The sequence below is a fragment of the Bacillus sp. F9_6S_D1_P_5 genome (assembly GCF_054823925.1).
This window is the reverse complement of sequence record NZ_JBTREW010000004.1, coordinates 19,250-36,776: the sequence shown is the minus strand read 5'-3', so window position 1 is coordinate 36,776 and position 17,527 is coordinate 19,250. Positions and strand designations below refer to the sequence as shown.

The window sequence follows — 17,527 nt, the reverse complement described above, 5'->3', positions numbered from 1 at the left end:
AAAAGAATGGGGATAGAAATCTATGAACTCTTTACAATTTAATCGTCATCGTCGCTTAAGACAAAGTGGTAATATGCGTGCGCTTGTGCGTGAAACGTTTTTACATACGGAAGATTTTATTTACCCTATTTTTGTATTAGAAGGAGAAAATGTTCGTAATGAAGTGCCTTCTATGCCAGGCGTATATCAAATGTCTTTAGATTTATTGCAAGCTGAAATGCAAGAAGTTGTTGATTTAGGTATTCGTTCTGTTATTGTATTCGGTTTACCTGCTGAAAAAGATGAAGTTGGATCATCAGCATATTGTGATCATGGAATTGTGCAACGTGCGATTCAGCAAATTAAAGGTGAATTCCCTGATTTAGTAGTAGTTGCGGATACATGTTTATGTCAATTCACAAGCCATGGTCATTGCGGTGTAATTGAAGATGGTATTATTTTAAATGACGAGTCTCTTGCAGTTCTGGCAAAAACAGCTGTAAGCCAAGCGCAAGCAGGAGCAGATATTATTGCACCATCAAACATGATGGACGGATTCGTAACAGCAATTCGCCATGCATTAGATGAAAATGGTTTTGGACATGTACCAGTTATGTCGTACGCTGTGAAATATTCATCAGCATTTTACGGACCATTCCGTGATGCAGCGCACGGTGCACCGCAATTTGGTGATCGCAAAACATATCAAATGGACCCAGCGAACCGTATGGAAGCATTCCGTGAAGCAGAATCAGATGTAATGGAAGGGGCAGATTTCTTAATCGTAAAGCCAGCTCTTTCTTACTTAGATATCGTTCGTGATGTGAAAAATAACTTTAATTTACCAGTCGTTGCTTATAACGTAAGTGGTGAGTATTCGATGATTAAAGCGGCAGCGCAAAATGGTTGGATTAATGAAAAAGAAGTTGTACTTGAAAAATTAATTAGTATGAAACGTGCAGGAGCAGATTTAATTATTACGTATCATGCAAAAGATGCAGCAAGATGGTTACAAGAAGGAGGCGCTAAATAATGAAAAAGTTTGATAAGTCGATTGCGGCGTTTGAAGAGGCGCAAGATTTAATGCCTGGTGGTGTAAATAGTCCGGTTCGTGCCTTTAAGTCTGTCGGTATGAATCCGTTGTTTATGGAGCGCGGAAAAGGCTCTAAAGTATATGATATCGATGGAAATGAATACATCGATTACGTATTATCATGGGGTCCTTTAATTCATGGTCATGCAAACGACCGTGTTGTAGAAGCTTTAAAAGCTGTTGCTGAAAGAGGTACAAGCTTCGGTGCCCCAACGGAAATTGAAAATAAATTAGCGAAACTTGTTATTGAGCGCGTACCATCAATTGAAATTGTACGTATGGTTAACTCTGGAACAGAAGCGACAATGAGTGCGCTACGTTTAGCTCGTGGTTATACAGGCCGCAATAAAATTTTGAAATTCATTGGTTGTTACCACGGCCATGGTGACTCGTTATTAATTAAAGCAGGTTCTGGTGTGGCAACGCTAGGTTTACCAGATAGCCCTGGTGTACCAGAAGGTGTAGCGAAAAATACGATTACAGTAGCGTATAACGATTTAGAAAGTGTAAAATACGCTTTTGAGCAATTCGGTGATGATATTGCTTGTGTCATTGTAGAACCAGTAGCAGGGAATATGGGTGTTGTTCCTCCGCAGCCAGGATTTTTAGAAGGGCTTCGTGAAGTAACAGAGCAAAATGGTGCATTGCTTATTTTTGATGAAGTAATGACAGGGTTCCGAGTTGCTTATAATTGCGGACAAGGTTATTACGGTGTAACACCTGATTTAACTTGTTTAGGTAAAGTAATCGGTGGTGGCTTACCGGTAGGAGCATACGGTGGTAAAGCAGAAATTATGCGCCAAGTTGCACCGAGCGGACCGATTTACCAAGCAGGTACTTTATCAGGTAACCCACTTGCAATGGCAGCAGGTTATGAAACGTTAGTACAGTTAACGCCAGAATCATATGTAGAATTTGAGCGTAAAGCTGAGATGTTAGAAGCTGGCTTACGTAAAGCGGCTGAAAAACATGGCATTCCGCATCATATTAACCGTGCGGGTTCTATGATTGGTATCTTCTTTACAGATGAAGAAGTTATTAATTACGATGCAGCAAAATCTTCAAACTTAGAATTCTTTGCAGCTTACTATCGTGAAATGGTAGAACAAGGTGTATTCTTACCGCCATCTCAATTCGAAGGCTTATTCTTATCGACAGCACATAGTGATGCAGATATTGAGGCGACAATTGCAGCGGCTGAGATTGCTATGTCAAAATTAAAAGCTTAGTTGAATAAAGAAAATCGCTCTCCATAAGGGGGCGATTTTTTTTATTCATAAAGTCAGCATTCCGCACATAAATCTGTAATGACATATAGTTTGGGAGGGGGAAAAGAAGTGGCAACAGATCATTCATTACGTTTTTCATTAAAAGAATCTGTTTGGTTCCAAAAAGGACAGGAAGTCGAAGAACTTTTGTCAATTTCGTTAGATCCAGACGTTGAGATAGAAGAGCTTGATCATGAAGTTATCGTGAGAGGGCAATTAGATTTAACGGGAGAGTATGTTGCGCGGCAAGATGATTCGGCTTATTCATTAAGAGATCTATCACCAGCGAAGTCAATTGATTATGTAGAAACAAGAGAAGATGGGGTTAATGAACTTGTTCATTCCTTTCCGCTTGAAATATCAATTCCGAGAAACCGTGTGAAAGTAATTGAAGAACTATATGTATCTATCGAGGAATTTGATTATGAATTAAAGGAAAATGGTTGCTTACAATTATTAGCGGATATATCTATTACAGGTTTATGTGATGAAGAAAGAATTGAGGATGAAGAGGAAGAAACGGCGTATGCTGAGTTAGAGGATGATTCAGCACAAGAGTATGAAACTAGACCGACGCTGCAAGTTGAAGAGCCAGCTTATAAGGAATCAGATGAGTGGGAAGATTACGCATTTGAACCGTTCCAACTAGAAGAAAGAAAAGAGCAGGAAGTAGAGGAAGAGGAAATAGAAGAACATGAATTTGTAGAGCGTGAAGAAGAGCAAGAAACAACACCGCAATTTGAATTGTTCGGACGAAAAGATTTCAAGAAAGAGAAAGCGAAAAAACAAGAAGAGCAAGAAGAAACGTATTCACAGCGAGATGAAAATGCGCTTTATTTAACGAAATTATTTACGAAGGAACCGGAAGAAGAATTTACAAAGTTAAGAATGTATTTCGTGCAAGAAGGAGATACGATCGAATCTGTTGCAGATCGTTATGAAACGTCTGTACAAAACTTATACCGTGTTAATCAAACAGAAGATATATATTTAACTGCAGGACAAATTATTTATATTCCTGTTTCAAGAGCAAAAGCGAAATAAGTGGGTGAGTGTTTTCACCCACTTTTTTTCTAAAGGCTATGTTTTGAATAGAAAGGGTTATTCGTATGGATATGGAATTACGAAATCGCTATGAACCCATTGTAAGCCAATATAGATTGGATACGCAGCATATGGAAGAGCACGGAAGCGTAACGAAAATTTATACGAATCAAGGTCCATATGCGCTCAAGAGAATAGAAGGCAGGAAGTTAGAGCGGAATAACTTTTTGCACCATATTCAATATTTGAAGGAGAAAGGTTTTTCAAATTATGTACCGATATACCATACGACGGATGGCAATTATATTTTAAGTGACGGTACGTATAATTATTATTTAATGCCGTGGTTAGAACGTGCGGAAGGGAACGGCGAGGATAATGATCAATACCATAAAATGTTTCAAACTCTCGGGACGTTGCATCAAAAAACGGTGAAAGAAGAAACGTATACAGAAGAAGATTTAGAAAAGCATTATACGAATATATCTGATCGCTGGGAGAATGATGGTGAAATGTTAGAAGAGTTCCTCGTAGAATCTGAAGCAAAGTGGTATATGTCTCCGTTTGAATTACAATATTGTACGTACTATCATCATGTAATGAGGGCGCGTGAGTTTGCAACGAAGCAATTAAATGAGTGGAACGATGCGATGAAAGAAAAAGAAAAAACACGCATTACTTTTGTGCATGGTAACGTATCACTTAATCACTTTTTATTTGATTATGAACGGAACGGCTATTTTATTAGTTTAGAAAAATCGAAGTTTGCAACACCTGTGCAAGATATAGTAGGTTTTTATTCTCGTTCTTTAAACACGTATCCAATTGCGCGGAGTGATCGGTTTGAATGGTATCAAATGTACCAAAAAAATTTCCCTTTTACGAAAGAAGAGCAACTACTTATGTTTGCATATATGACGTATCCATCGCAATTTATTCGGCAAATCCAGTCTTATAAGAAAAGAAGAGAGAGTCGTAATGAGGAAAATGAACTTCTCGGAGTAAAGAGCTTGCAACAAGCGCATTGGCTCGTTAGTAATATAGAGTATTTCCTATCGCAATTACAAGCTGCCCAGCAGGGGAACGGATAAAGTGAAACTTTAATTAGTACGGGTATGATTGCCTGCAAATAGCGGGATCAAAAGATAAGTAGAGGATGCTACTTATCTTTTTTGTGTGCCCGAAAATTCATAGACTTAAATTTATCTTGACGAATAAGGTTTCGTTTTTTACACTATTGTATATAATAATTAACAATCATATAAATGCCTTGAAGGGGAAGAGTATAACAAGAAACGTCTTCAGAGAGGAGAATCATTAGCTGGGAGATTCTCTAGATAGTTATGTTAGAAGGTAGCCCTGGAGCATCTTTTCTGAACGGAATAGTTCTCATTAGGAAAAGACGGATTTGTCCGTTATCAAATTAAGAGTATAAGCAAATTCTGAATTTGTTTGTAAATAAAGGTGGTACCGCGATGTCCCTCGTCCTTTTTTGGATGAGGGGCATTTTTTATTTTAAGGAGGGAAAATAATGTCAAACACGGAAAAGAATTTACCAACTAAATATGATCATATGTCCGTTGAAGAAGGCCTTTATCAGTGGTGGCTAGAAGGCAAATATTTTGAAGCAACAGGAGACGAGAAGAAACAACCTTATACAATTGTAATTCCACCTCCGAACGTAACTGGTAAGTTACACTTAGGTCACGCTTGGGATACAACTCTTCAAGATATTTTAACTCGTACGAAGCGTATGCAAGGCTACGATGTATTATGGCTTCCAGGGATGGACCATGCGGGTATCGCAACACAAGCGAAAGTAGAAGGGAAACTTCGTGAAGAAGGTATTTCACGTTACGATCTTGGCCGTGAGAAATTCCTTGAAAAAGCTTGGGAGTGGAAAGAAGAATACGCTTCTCACATTCGTCAACAATGGGGGAAAGTTGGTTTAGGACTAGACTATTCTCGTGAACGTTTCACATTAGACGAAGGTTTATCTGATGCGGTTAATAAAGTATTCGTTCAATTATACGAAAAAGGCTTAATTTACCGTGGTGAATATATCATTAACTGGGACCCAGCAACACGCACAGCTCTTTCTGATATTGAAGTAATTCATAAAGAAGTTCAAGGTGCATTCTACCATATGAACTATCCGTTAACAGATGGTTCTGGTCATATTCGTCTTGCAACAACTCGTCCAGAAACGATGCTTGGTGATACAGCAGTAGCGGTTCATCCAGAAGACGATCGTTACAAGCATTTAATCGGAAAAACAGTTACACTTCCAATCGTAGGCCGTGAGATTCCGATTATTGCTGATGAGTATGTAGAAAAAGATTTCGGAACAGGCGTTGTAAAAATTACACCAGCTCATGACCCAAATGACTTTGAAGTAGGTAACCGTCATGACTTACCACGTATCTTAGTAATGAACGAAGATGGATCGATGAACGAAAAAGCTGGTAAGTATAACGGCATGGATCGTTTCGAATGCCGTAAAGCGTTAGTAAAAGATTTACAAGAAGCGGGCGTATTAGTAGAAATCGAGCCTCATATGCATTCAGTAGGTCATAGTGAGCGTAGTGGTGCAGTTGTTGAGCCTTACTTATCAACACAATGGTTCGTAAAAATGGCTCCACTTGCTGAGAAGGCAGTAGCGCTTCAACAAAAAGAAGAAGAGAAAGTAACGTTCGTACCAGAGCGTTTCGAAAACACATATTTACGTTGGATGGAAAACATTCACGACTGGTGTATTTCTCGTCAATTATGGTGGGGACACCGCATTCCAGCTTGGTATCATAAAGAAACTGGTGAAGTATACGTAGGTACAGAAGCACCAGCAGATATTGAAAACTGGAATCAAGATAACGACGTACTTGATACATGGTTCAGTTCAGCGTTATGGCCATTCTCAACACTTGGTTGGCCAAATGAAGATTCAGCAGACTTCAAACGTTACTATTCAACTGATGCACTAGTAACGGGTTATGACATCATCTTCTTCTGGGTATCTCGTATGATTTTCCAAGGTTTAGAGTTTACAGGCGAGCGTCCATTTAAAGATGTATTAATTCACGGTTTAGTTCGTGATGAGCAAGGACGTAAAATGAGTAAATCTCTTGGTAACGGTATTGATCCAATGGAAGTTATCGAGAAGTACGGTGCAGATGCAATGCGTTTCTTCTTATCAACGGGAAGTGCACCAGGTCAAGACTTACGTTTCAGCATGGAAAAAGTAGAATCTACTTGGAACTTCATTAATAAAATTTGGAATGCATCACGTTTCGTATTAATGAACATGGATGATATGAAGTATGAAGAAATCGATTTAACTGGTGAAAAATCAGTTGCAGATAAGTGGATTTTAACTCGTTTAAATGAAACAATCGAAAGCGTAACACGTAACATGGATAAATATGAGTTCGGTGAAGCTGGTCGTTCATTATACAACTTCATTTGGGACGATTTCTGTGACTGGTACATTGAAATGGCGAAACTTCCACTATACGGTGAAGATGAAGCAGCTAAGAAAACAACTCGTTCTATTTTAGCTTACGTATTAGACCAAACAATGCGTCTATTACACCCATTCATGCCATTCGTAACAGAGAAGATTTGGCAACATTTACCGCATGAAGGCGAGTCTATTACAGTAGCAGCATGGCCAACAGTTCGCGAAGATTTACAAGATACAGAAGCAGCGGCAGAAATGCACCTTCTAGTTGATATCATTCGCTCTGTTCGTAACATCCGTGCAGAAGTTAATACGCCAATGAGCAAAAAAGTTCAAATGCAAATTAAAGCAAAAGACGAGGCTGTACTTGCTCAACTTACGAAAAACAGCTCTTACATTGAGCGTTTCTGTAACCCAAGCGAATTAACAATTCAAACGGATTTACAAGCGCCAGAAAAAGCGATGACTGCAATCGTAACAGGTGTAGAGTTATTCTTACCTTTAGCTGATCTTATCAATCTTGATGAAGAGAGAGCGCGTCTTGAGAAAGAACTTGAGAAGTTCGACAAAGAAGTAGAACGTGTACAGAAGAAACTTTCAAACCAAGGTTTCGTAGCGAAAGCTCCTGCAGCAGTTATTGAAGGAGAGCGTGCGAAAGAGCAAGATTACCTAGAAAAACGCGAAGCAGTTCGCCAACGTCTAGTAGATCTTGAGAAATAAAAAATATTTTTTAGAGACTCACTATATTGGTGAGTCTCTTTTCTTTGCGTATAATAGAATGATGAAGGTTGTCTTTTGAAAGGGGAAAGCATACGTGATACATACATACGAAGAAGCAATAGGATGGATTCATAGCCGATTGAAGTTTGGTATTAAACCAGGGTTAGAAAGAATGAGATGGATGTTAGAAGAGCTAGGAAATCCAGAGCGTCATATAAAATGTGTTCATCTTGCTGGTACAAATGGAAAAGGTTCAACGTTAACATATATGCGCTACATGTTAGAAGACGCAAAGTATAAGGTAGGGACATTTACCTCTCCTTATATTGAAATATTTAACGAACGTATTAGTGTGAACGGCACACCAATTGCAGATGAAGAGATTACTGAACTTGTAAAGATGGTAAAGCCAATTGTTGAAAAACTAGATGAGACGGATTTAGGGGAAGCGACTGAGTTTGAAATTATTACTGTTATGGCAATTTGTTATTTCGGTAAAGTTAATTTCTGTGATGTTGTTTTATTTGAAACAGGGCTTGGAGGGCGCTTTGATTCTACGAATGTGATTCACCCTGTTCTCACGATTATTACAAATATCGGCCACGATCATATGCATATTTTAGGTAATACACTAGGAGAAATTGCATATGAAAAGGCGGGAATTATTAAGTCTGGTGTTCCGGTTATTACTGGTGTACGAGATGAGGAAGCGTTGCAAGTCATTCAAAAGGTTGCAAAGGAAAATCATGCAAACTTATACGAGATGGGCAACCATTTTACAGCGTTACATAAACAGTCTAGCGAAGATGGAGAACAGTTCGATTTCACTTGTCCTTTCGCCTCTTTTGAAGATGTGCGAATCTCAATGAAAGGTAGTCATCAAGTAGGAAACGCAGCACTTGCACTTATGGCAGTCATGTATGTCAAAACATACTTATCATTTTTAATTGAGGAAGAAGAAATAAGAACTGGATTACAGGAAGCGTATTGGATTGGGCGATTTGAAAAACTGCAAAGTAATCCAGATATTATTATAGATGGTGCCCATAACCCAGAAGGTATCGAAAGTCTTGTGAAAACAGTAGAATCACATTACAAAGATAAAAATGTAATAGTTTTATTTACTGCCCTTGGTGATAAACAGTTGCATAATATGGTAGGTCAATTAGAAACAATTGCCGATGAAATTATTTTTACAACATTCGCCTTTGATCGTGCTATTTCAGCAGGCGAGCTTGCATCGTATGGAAAGAAAGAATCAAAATTAGTTTTTGAAAATTGGAAAGAGGCAATTGATACGAAAGTTGAAATGATTGGGGAAAATGATGTTTTTATCATAACAGGTTCTCTTTATTTCATTTCGGAAGTTCGAAAATATATTCGCGAGAAAAACTAGATAGTCTTTGCTATCTAGTTTTTTTGTTCTACAAATGAAGTCAAATGCATACATATAAGATAAATATATAGGGTTATTTGGCGAATTCCTCTGACAAATATCTCGTTTTTTTGTGAAATGAATATGATATGATGCGGACAACGATAAGAGGTGAGGTGTGAGTGTATGGACAAGCAATCACGAACGATCTCAGTGAAAGTGAATGGAATAGAAGCGAAGTATGAGGAGAAGAAGAAAGATGAATTTGAATGGATGGTAGTAGAAAGTGAAAGGCCGAAAAACGTTGTTCCGTTTCAAAAAGCGAAATTAGCGTCTACGGAAAAAACACGGAAGAAGTGGAGCAATACGTTAATTGTAATCGTTGCAACGGCGATTATTATTGGTACGGCGTTTGGGATGGGCATGCTACAGTTACTGAAAGGACAAGGTGCGACAGGGGGAAGCGAAGTAACGGCTTCGAAGCAGACGCGAAATGAAGAATCAAAGGTGGGGGGAACAGCAGAACAAACACCAGCACAAAAAGAGGAAAAACCAAAAACGCAGACAGGAACGTCATTAAATCCAATGAAATTATTTTTTGTTCAAGGAGGAATTTATTCTTCTGAAGAAAAAGGACAGGCTGCTCTTGAAGAGTGGAAAGATAATGGAGGCGTTGCAGCTTTAAAACCGAGCGGTGATAAGTATGCATTAGTTGTTGGTATTGCTAGCGATGAACAAGGCGTAAACCAATTAATGACGCAGTATAAAAATGATAATGTCTCCGTATTGAAAAAGGACTGGGATATAACAGATAAAGCGTTATTGAAAGATGATAAAGAAGTTGGATCGTTTTTAACAAAAGTACAGCCATTATATACTCATTTAGCAAAATATACTTCTAGCGTACAAGGTAGTGGAAAAAGTAATGCGAAAGACATAGGTGCGATTGAAAAAGAGTGGAAAGCGATTGAAAAAGAAGGGAAAAGTATGAAGCAAGAAGAAGCAAAGAAATTGTATATGTATACGTCAGTAGCTGTGCAAACAGTGAAGGATGGAAAAGGTGATAAGGAATCTTTGGCGAAATTAAATCAAGTTATTATTGATGGTATGCTTTCGTATGAAAAAATTGTTTCACAAAAGGCGAAATAATAGGATAATGAAATGACGAGGGAAGAAGTGTAGGTACTTCTTTCTTTTCTTTTGAATTTATAGCAAAGTGCTTTCTCTATGGCAGAGATATAATCGTATGTTAGTAAAGAAGTATTATTTTATATAGAGGAAATAATATTTCTTTCATTTGTGGACAAACTATTCCTTTGATACGATTGTTGTAAATGATTCTGCTTCATGTGAGAAAGGAAGGAGAAAATATGAGAAAAATTATTTTAGCTTCAGGATCACCACGCAGGAAGGAACTACTTGAGTTAGCTGGTGTACCATTTGAAATCATTGTAAGTGAAGTAGAAGAAACGATTGGTGCGTATTCATCGCCTTCTGATATTGTTATGTCACTCGCCTTGCAAAAAGCATCTGCGGTAGCAGAAACGAATAGTGATCAAATTGTGTTAGGTGCAGACACAATTGTTACATATGAGTCGCGTATTCTTGGAAAGCCTTCTAATGAGGCTGAGGCGAAAGAAATGTTGCAATTATTATCAGGGAAAACACATGAAGTGTATACAGGCGTTGCAATTATAGCGAAAGACAAAACAGTCACTTTTTACGAGCGTACAGAAGTTACGTTTTGGGAATTAACAGAAGAGGAAATTGACGCATACGTTGCATCAAAAGAGCCTCTTGATAAAGCAGGAAGTTATGGAATTCAAGGTAAAGGGTCTATTTTTGTTCAACATATTCAAGGGGACTACTATAGTGTAGTCGGGTTACCAATTGCACGTCTTGTTCGAGAATTAAAACAATTTAATGTTGATGTAACCCATGCGTAAAATTGCATGGGATTTTCTTTGAGAGAACAAATAAAAGGGGTGGAGAAATGAACGGTATTCGTGATGTTGTTAAAGAAGAACAGCCACGGGAGCGTTTATTGTTAGAAGGAGCTGGAAGTTTATCGAATCGGGAGCTTCTTGCAGTGTTACTCAGAACAGGTTCTAAAGAAGAAACAGTTTTAAAGTTATCAGATAAAATTTTACATCACTTTGACGGTTTACGTATGTTGAAAGATGCAACGTTAGAAGAGCTTGTCAGTATACATGGTGTTGGGGTTGCGAAGGCAACGCAGCTTATAGCTGCTTTTGAACTCGGTAGAAGAATGGTGCGTTTAGAGTATCAAAATAGATATAGCATTCGAAGCCCAGAAGATTGCGCGAGATATATGATGGAAGAAATGCGTTTCCTGCAGCAGGAGCATTTTGTATGTTTATATTTAAACACAAAAAATCAAGTTATACATAGGCAAACAATTTTCATTGGAAGCTTAAACACATCAATTGTACATCCAAGGGAAGTTTTTAAAGAAGCGTTCCGCCGTGCAGCAGCCTCTATCATATGTCTTCATAACCATCCCTCAGGAGACCCCGCGCCGAGCCGAGAAGATATTGAAGTAACAAAACGGTTAGTAGAATGCGGCCGAATTATCGGAATTGAAGTGCTTGACCATATTATAATAGGCGACCATAAATTCGTGAGTTTAAAGGAAAAAGGTCATATTTAAGACTATGCTTTTTACTTATTTTGTTTTATAATGTGATTTATGAGTTTTTTGTAGAAATTTATCTACAAAAAGGATAAAGATATAAAAAACGTACTGTTTTTATAATATAAAGTAAGAAAAAATGAGTCCGTGAAAACAAGAAAGGAAGATAAATAATATGTTTGGATTTGGTGGATTTACTCGCGATCTTGGAATAGATTTAGGAACTGCGAACACGCTTGTATATGTAAAAGGAAAAGGTGTAGTTTTACGTGAACCTTCAGTAGTAGCGTTACAAACTGATACGAAACAAATCGTTGCTGTAGGTAGCGATGCAAAACAAATGATTGGTCGTACACCAGGAAACGTTGTGGCACTTCGCCCGATGAAAGACGGTGTAATTGCTGATTACGAAACGACAGCAACAATGATGAAATATTACATTCAACAAGCTCAAAAATCAAATGGATTCTTCTCACGTAAGCCTTACGTAATGGTATGTGTACCGTCTGGTATTACAGCTGTAGAAAGACGTGCAGTAATCGATGCGACTCGTCAAGCGGGTGCTCGTGACGCTTATCCAATTGAAGAACCATTTGCAGCAGCAATTGGTGCGAACTTACCTGTTTGGGAGCCAACTGGTAGTATGGTTGTTGATATCGGTGGCGGTACAACAGAAGTTGCAATCATTTCTTTAGGCGGTATTGTAACAAGTCAATCAGTTCGTGTTGCTGGTGATGATATGGATGATTCAATCATTCAGTACATTAAGAAAAGCTACAACTTAATGATCGGTGAAAGAACAGCTGAAGCATTAAAATTAGAAATCGGTTCTGCAGGCGAGCCAGAAGGTATCGAGCCTATGGAAATTCGCGGTCGTGATTTAGTAAGTGGTTTACCAAAAACAGTACTAATTCAACCAGAAGAAATTGCAGATGCATTAAAAGATACAGTAGATGCAATTGTAGAGTCTGTTAAAAATACGTTAGAGAAAACTCCACCTGAATTAGCGGCAGACATCATGGACCGTGGTATCGTATTAACAGGTGGCGGAGCATTACTGCGTAACTTAGATAAAGTGATTAGTGAAGAAACAAATATGCCAGTTCTTGTTGCAGAAGATCCATTAGATTGCGTAGCAATTGGAACAGGTAAAGCATTAGACAATATCGATCTTTTCAAAACTGCTGCTCGATAATATTGCAAAATAAAAATCAATGAAATTAAGAGGGTGTGAACGTGCCACAGTTTTTCTTAAACAAAAGATTAATTGTTTTGTTAGTTAGTATTATTCTTCTCGTGGCATTGATTGGAATCTCATTGAAAGAACGGAACAGTTTAACATGGCCAGAGCAGTTTGTTAAAGACACTGTCGGTGTTGTAGAACGTGTATTCCAAAAGCCAGCGAAATACGTAGCTGGATTCTTCGAAAATGTAGAGGATGTAAAGCGCACGTATGAAGAGAATAAAGAATTAAAAGCAAAATTAGATAATTACGGAAAGTTATCAGGGAAAGTAAAGCAATTAGAAGATGATAAAAAGAAGTTACAAGAGTTAACTGGTAAAAAAGAGTTGCCTAGTGATTATACTGAAATTCCAGCTACTGTTGTTTCTCGTAATCCAGATAAATGGTACGATCTAGTTGGAATTGATAAAGGGGCACAGCAAGGAATTAAAAAAGATATGGCTGTAGTAACTTCACAAGGTCTAGTTGGACGAGTGAAAAGCGTATCTCAGTTTACATCATCAGTAGAATTGCTAAGCTCTATGAGCCGAACAAATCGTGTCTCTGCTATCGTACAAGGTGATGAAAAAATCTTTGGATTGATTGAAGGTTACGACAAAGAAAAGCACTTACTTCTGTTCACAAAGATTGGCTCTGATGCAAATGTAAAAACCGACCAACTAGTAGTAACATCTGGACTCGGTGATATTTTCCCGAAAGGTCTTGTAATTGGAACAATCGTTGATGTTCAGCCGGATCCATACGGCTTAACAAAAACAGCTTATGTAAAACCTGCCGCTGATTTGAATGACGTAGAGCATGTTATAGTTGCGAAACGTGCAATGCCTTCAGCGCCATTAGAATAGGAGGGGGAGAAGAGATGATGAAGATTTTAAAAAGAGCAGCTCTTCCTCTTTTGCTCCTTTTTGTTTTTCTATTTGAAAATATGTTTGCTACTATTGTTCCAACAGAGGTTTTTTGGAAAGACAGTATAGCAGCACCTCATTTCTTTATCATTGTTTTATGTTTTGTTACTGTGTACTATAGTCCGGTCCAAGGGATTTATTACGGACTTTTATTTGGTTTCTTATTTGATACCGTATACACAGAACTTGTTGGTATATATATATTTGCGTATCCGATTTTAGCTTATTTAGTTTATAGTGTGATGAAGATATTACAATTGAATTTATTTATTGTTGCTTCTATCGTACTAGCTAGCATAGTAGCATTAGAGTATTATGTGTATGGATTTTTAACTTTGTTAGGACGTACTCATATGTCAGCGTATGTCTTTTTCACAGATCGTCTCCTGTCTACTTTATTGCTAAATGCAATTTTCTTATTAATAGTTTGTTTCCCACTGAGACGATATTTAGTGCGTCTTTCAAAAGCGATGGAAGAAAAAGAAAAAAGGATTTTCTAATTTTATGTCGAATTGAATCGGTGGGGTGAACTTTAGTGGAAGAAAAAAAGCAACAAAATGTAACAATAAAAGGGACAAAAGACGGAATAACGCTTCATTTAGATGATTGTTGTTCATTCTCTGAATTGCTAGAGGAATTGGATGAAAAGCTTTCTACACATTACTATGATGGTGATGGGCGCTCTTTAATTGAAGTGCATGTGAAAGTGGGAAATCGTTATTTAACAGAAGTCCAACAAGAAGAGATTCGTACGTTAATTCGTAATAAAAAGAATCTTGTTGTGGATTCAATTGAAAGTGATGTTATAACTAAAGCGGAAGCAATAGCTTGGAAAGAAGAAACAGAAATTGTCCCTATTTCCAAAATTGTTCGCTCTGGACAAGTTTTACATGTAAAAGGAAATTTATTGTTAATTGGAGATGTTAATCCAGGCGGAACGGTTATCGCTGGGGGGAATATTTTTGTCGTAGGATCATTAAGAGGAATTGCGCATGCTGGGTACGATGGGGATTCGGATGCTGTAATCGCTGCATCTGTTATGAACCCGATGCAACTTCGAATTAGTGATGTGGCAATGCGGGCTCCGGAAGAGAAAGAAGACGGAGCGGAGGCGGCAGAATGTGCGTATATTAATGAGAACAATCACATTGTTGTCGATCGACTGCAACTTCTCACTCATCTTAGACCTAATTTAACAAAGTTAGAAAGGGGAATTGTATAGCTGTGGGAGAGGCAATAGTAATTACATCTGGAAAAGGCGGTGTAGGTAAAACTACAACGTCTGCGAACATTGGTACAGCCCTAGCGTTATCTGGAAAGAAAGTGTGCTTAATTGACACAGATATCGGTCTTAGAAACTTAGACGTAGTAATGGGGCTGGAAAATCGTATTGTATTTGATCTTGTTGATGTCGTTGAAGGGCGTTGCCGTTTACCTCAGGCTCTTATTAAAGATAAACGTTTTGATGATCTTTATTTATTACCTGCAGCACAAACGAGTGATAAATCAGCGGTAACACCTGAACAAATGGATGAATTAATACAAGTATTACGTCAAGATTATGATTACATATTAATTGATTGTCCTGCGGGGATTGAGCAGGGATTTAAAAACGCGGTAGCTGGTGCGGATAAAGCAATTGTTGTTACGACGCCAGAAGTATCCTCAATGCGCGATGCAGATCGTATTATCGGGCTTTTAGAAAAAGAGGATATTGAACCACCGAAACTTGTTATTAATCGTGTGCGTAGTCATATGCTTCATGAACAGGATATGTTAGATGTTGATGAAATCGTACGTACATTGTCAATCGAGCTTCTTGGTGTTGTCGAAGATGATGACGAAGTTATTCGTGCTACAAACACAGGTGAACCTGTAGCGTTGCAACCGAGCGGAAAAGCAGCGTTAGCTTATCGTAATATTGCAAGACGTTTGTTGGGTGAGAATGTCCCATTACAAGCATTTGAACAAGAAAAGGTATCGGTATTTACAAAGATGAAAAACTTCTTTGGAATCCGTTAAAAGCACTTCGCATATTTGCGGAGTGCTTTCTTTTTTCTTCACACGAATATCTTCCTTTCCTAGCTCATACATATGTACAAACTGTATACAACTGTTTCTATTTAAATTAGCTTAATGAAAGAAAGGAGACAGTATGAAGAATAGACGTGTAGAAGAAATTAAAAAACGGATTGCGAAGAGGAAGGCAGAGCAAGAAAGGATGGAGGAAGAGCAGTATTTCGCTGGAGGGAATTTTGATAATGAAACAGTATTTATTGAGGGTGGAGAAAAGGAAATTCATCCTTTATTTAGAAAAGAAGTGTTTTTCTTCAAAGTTTTATTATCAGCAATATTAGTTCTTTCTATCGCTATTTTATATAAGAATGCACCCTCTTCTTTCGATGGTGCGAAAGCTGTTACAGAAAAAGTGATGAAAGAAGAGTTTCAGTTTGCTACTGTAGCGAAATGGTACGAAAAGCAGTTTGGAAAACCTCTCGTATTTTATTCGCCAAATGAGAAAAAAGAAGGAACTATTCAGCAAAAAGATTATGCAATTCCTGCTTCCGGAAAGGTAATGCAAGGATTTCAAAAAAATGGCCAAGGTGTATTTGTCCAAACAGCTACAAATGCAACTGTTGAGTCAGTGAATGAAGGGCTTGTTGTTTTTGCAGGTAAGAAAGAGGAACTCGGTAATACAGTTCAAATTCAGCATGCAGATGGCACGGAGTCATGGTATGCGAATTTAAATGACATGTCAGTGAAATTATATGATTACGTTTCAAAGAAACAAAAAATTGGAACAGTGAATAATGATGCAAATAATAAAAATGGTAAGTTTTATTTTGCAATAAAAAAGAATGAAAAATTTATTGACCCGATTCAGGTGATTTCGTTTGATTAAATATAGAGATGTTTTAACGAAAATTTCAGTGCATCCGTTGTTTTGGGTTATTATAGTCATTGGTATTTTTACGGCGCGTTTTAAAGAGTTGCTGCTTTTATTTTGTATCGTCCTTATCCATGAACTTGGGCATGCTTTCGCAGCGGCACATTATAATTGGCGTATTAAAAAGATTCAACTTTTACCGTTTGGTGGTGTAGCTGAGCTTGAGGAACATGGGAATAAGTCATTGAAAGAGGAGCTTGTTGTCGTAATTGCAGGACCTATTCAACATATTTGGATGATGGCGGTAGGTTATATATTGTTTGAAACTGGTTGGTTAAGTGCGGAATTATATTATTTCTTTATGTGGAATAATATAATTATTTTAGCATTTAATTTACTTCCTATTTGGCCGCTTGATGGCGGGAAAGTATTGTTTAACGTATTATCATATCGTTTTCCTTATTTACAAGCACATGAAAAGATGATGAAATTATCATGTGTTTTTTTTAGTGTAATACTAGTGTGGCAGTTACTTTGGAATAGTAACAATATTATGATGTGGGTACTTCTCATATTTTTAGCGGTATCGTTATATCAAGAATGGAAACAAAGACGGTACGCCTTTATGCGTTTTTTGTTAGAACGATACTACGGGAACAAAAGAGGAATTGAAAAGATTGCACCCATTGAAGTGCAATCAGAAGATCATTTATATAAGATCTTCACAAAATTTCGTAGAGGGTATAAGCACTCTATTATCGTCCATGGAAAATATAAAGAACATTACACATTGGATGAAAATGAATTGCTCTATGCGTATTTTACTGAAAAACGAACAACTTCATCTGTCGAAGAATTAATCGGTTAGTGTTGACGATAGCACTAACCTTTTATTATTGTAAA

16 protein-coding genes and 1 other annotated feature are annotated in these 17,527 nt (G+C 37.7%); all 16 genes read left to right on the top strand.

Going from position 1 to position 17,527, the window contains the following annotated elements; all coding sequences use genetic code 11:
- Positions 1-22 precede the first annotated feature (22 nt).
- The 16 genes from hemB to spoIVFB all read left to right on the top strand — a co-directional run bounded on the left by hemB (position 23) and on the right by spoIVFB (position 17,492).
- Positions 23-1,012: a porphobilinogen synthase gene (gene hemB / locus ACUXEY_RS06615; RefSeq protein WP_144612384.1), complete on the top strand. Its 990-nt coding sequence runs from the start codon at positions 23-25 to the stop codon at positions 1,010-1,012.
- Complete coding sequence (hemL, locus tag ACUXEY_RS06610; RefSeq protein ID WP_087957072.1) at positions 1,012-2,301, top strand: glutamate-1-semialdehyde 2,1-aminomutase; 1,290 nt, start codon at positions 1,012-1,014, stop codon at positions 2,299-2,301. Before hemB ends, hemL begins: the two co-directional genes overlap by 1 nt.
- A 78-nt stretch (positions 2,302-2,379) precedes the next feature.
- Positions 2,380-3,384 carry a stage VI sporulation protein D gene (spoVID, locus tag ACUXEY_RS06605; protein WP_461300331.1) on the top strand — a complete coding sequence of 335 codons (1,005 nt, stop codon included), beginning with the start codon at positions 2,380-2,382 and terminating at the stop codon, positions 3,382-3,384.
- Positions 3,385-3,449: 65 nt separating this feature from the next.
- Positions 3,450-4,475 carry a spore coat protein YsxE gene (ysxE, locus tag ACUXEY_RS06600; protein WP_166702915.1) on the top strand — a complete coding sequence of 342 codons (1,026 nt, stop codon included), beginning with the start codon at positions 3,450-3,452 and terminating at the stop codon, positions 4,473-4,475.
- Between the two features lie 170 nt (positions 4,476-4,645).
- Positions 4,646-4,877, top strand: a binding site (T-box leader).
- A 38-nt stretch (positions 4,878-4,915) separates the two neighbouring features.
- Complete coding sequence (locus ACUXEY_RS06595) at positions 4,916-7,561, top strand: valine--tRNA ligase (RefSeq protein WP_461300330.1); 2,646 nt, start codon at positions 4,916-4,918, stop codon at positions 7,559-7,561.
- A 94-nt stretch (positions 7,562-7,655) separates the two neighbouring features.
- Positions 7,656-8,957 (top strand): bifunctional folylpolyglutamate synthase/dihydrofolate synthase, encoded by a 1,302-nt coding sequence (locus ACUXEY_RS06590; RefSeq protein WP_461300329.1) that lies wholly within the window; start codon positions 7,656-7,658, stop codon positions 8,955-8,957.
- Between the two features lie 165 nt (positions 8,958-9,122).
- The gene (locus ACUXEY_RS06585) at positions 9,123-10,085 is read left to right on the top strand and encodes a stage II sporulation protein B (protein ID WP_461300328.1); all 963 of its coding nucleotides are present in this window, start codon (positions 9,123-9,125) and stop codon (positions 10,083-10,085) included.
- A gap of 221 nt (positions 10,086-10,306) precedes the next feature.
- Positions 10,307-10,882: a Maf family protein gene (locus ACUXEY_RS06580; protein ID WP_461300327.1), complete on the top strand. Its 576-nt coding sequence runs from the start codon at positions 10,307-10,309 to the stop codon at positions 10,880-10,882.
- Between the two features lie 47 nt (positions 10,883-10,929).
- Positions 10,930-11,607 (top strand): DNA repair protein RadC, encoded by a 678-nt coding sequence (radC, locus tag ACUXEY_RS06575; protein WP_461300326.1) that lies wholly within the window; start codon positions 10,930-10,932, stop codon positions 11,605-11,607.
- A 157-nt stretch (positions 11,608-11,764) separates the two neighbouring features.
- On the top strand, positions 11,765-12,784 hold the full coding sequence (gene mreB / locus ACUXEY_RS06570) for a cell shape-determining protein MreB (RefSeq protein ID WP_000466737.1): 1,020 nt from the start codon (positions 11,765-11,767) through the stop codon (positions 12,782-12,784).
- A 41-nt stretch (positions 12,785-12,825) separates the two neighbouring features.
- Positions 12,826-13,677, top strand: a complete 852-nt coding sequence (gene mreC / locus ACUXEY_RS06565; RefSeq protein WP_461300325.1) for a rod shape-determining protein MreC — start codon at positions 12,826-12,828, stop codon at positions 13,675-13,677.
- A 14-nt stretch (positions 13,678-13,691) separates the two neighbouring features.
- Positions 13,692-14,237: a rod shape-determining protein MreD gene (mreD, locus tag ACUXEY_RS06560; RefSeq protein ID WP_461300324.1), complete on the top strand. Its 546-nt coding sequence runs from the start codon at positions 13,692-13,694 to the stop codon at positions 14,235-14,237.
- Positions 14,238-14,272: 35 nt separating this feature from the next.
- Positions 14,273-14,959 (top strand): septum site-determining protein MinC, encoded by a 687-nt coding sequence (minC, locus tag ACUXEY_RS06555; protein WP_048531432.1) that lies wholly within the window; start codon positions 14,273-14,275, stop codon positions 14,957-14,959.
- 2 nt (positions 14,960-14,961) lie between these two features.
- A complete protein-coding gene (gene minD / locus ACUXEY_RS06550) occupies positions 14,962-15,759 on the top strand; it encodes a septum site-determining protein MinD (protein WP_000503310.1) in 798 nt (265 codons plus the stop codon).
- A gap of 133 nt (positions 15,760-15,892) precedes the next feature.
- Positions 15,893-16,639: a stage IV sporulation protein SpoIVFA gene (spoIVFA, locus tag ACUXEY_RS06545; RefSeq protein ID WP_461300323.1), complete on the top strand. Its 747-nt coding sequence runs from the start codon at positions 15,893-15,895 to the stop codon at positions 16,637-16,639.
- Positions 16,632-17,492 (top strand): stage IV sporulation intramembrane metalloprotease SpoIVFB, encoded by an 861-nt coding sequence (gene spoIVFB, locus ACUXEY_RS06540; RefSeq protein WP_166702907.1) that lies wholly within the window; start codon positions 16,632-16,634, stop codon positions 17,490-17,492. Before spoIVFA ends, spoIVFB begins: the two co-directional genes overlap by 8 nt.
- Positions 17,493-17,527: the final 35 nt, after the last annotated feature.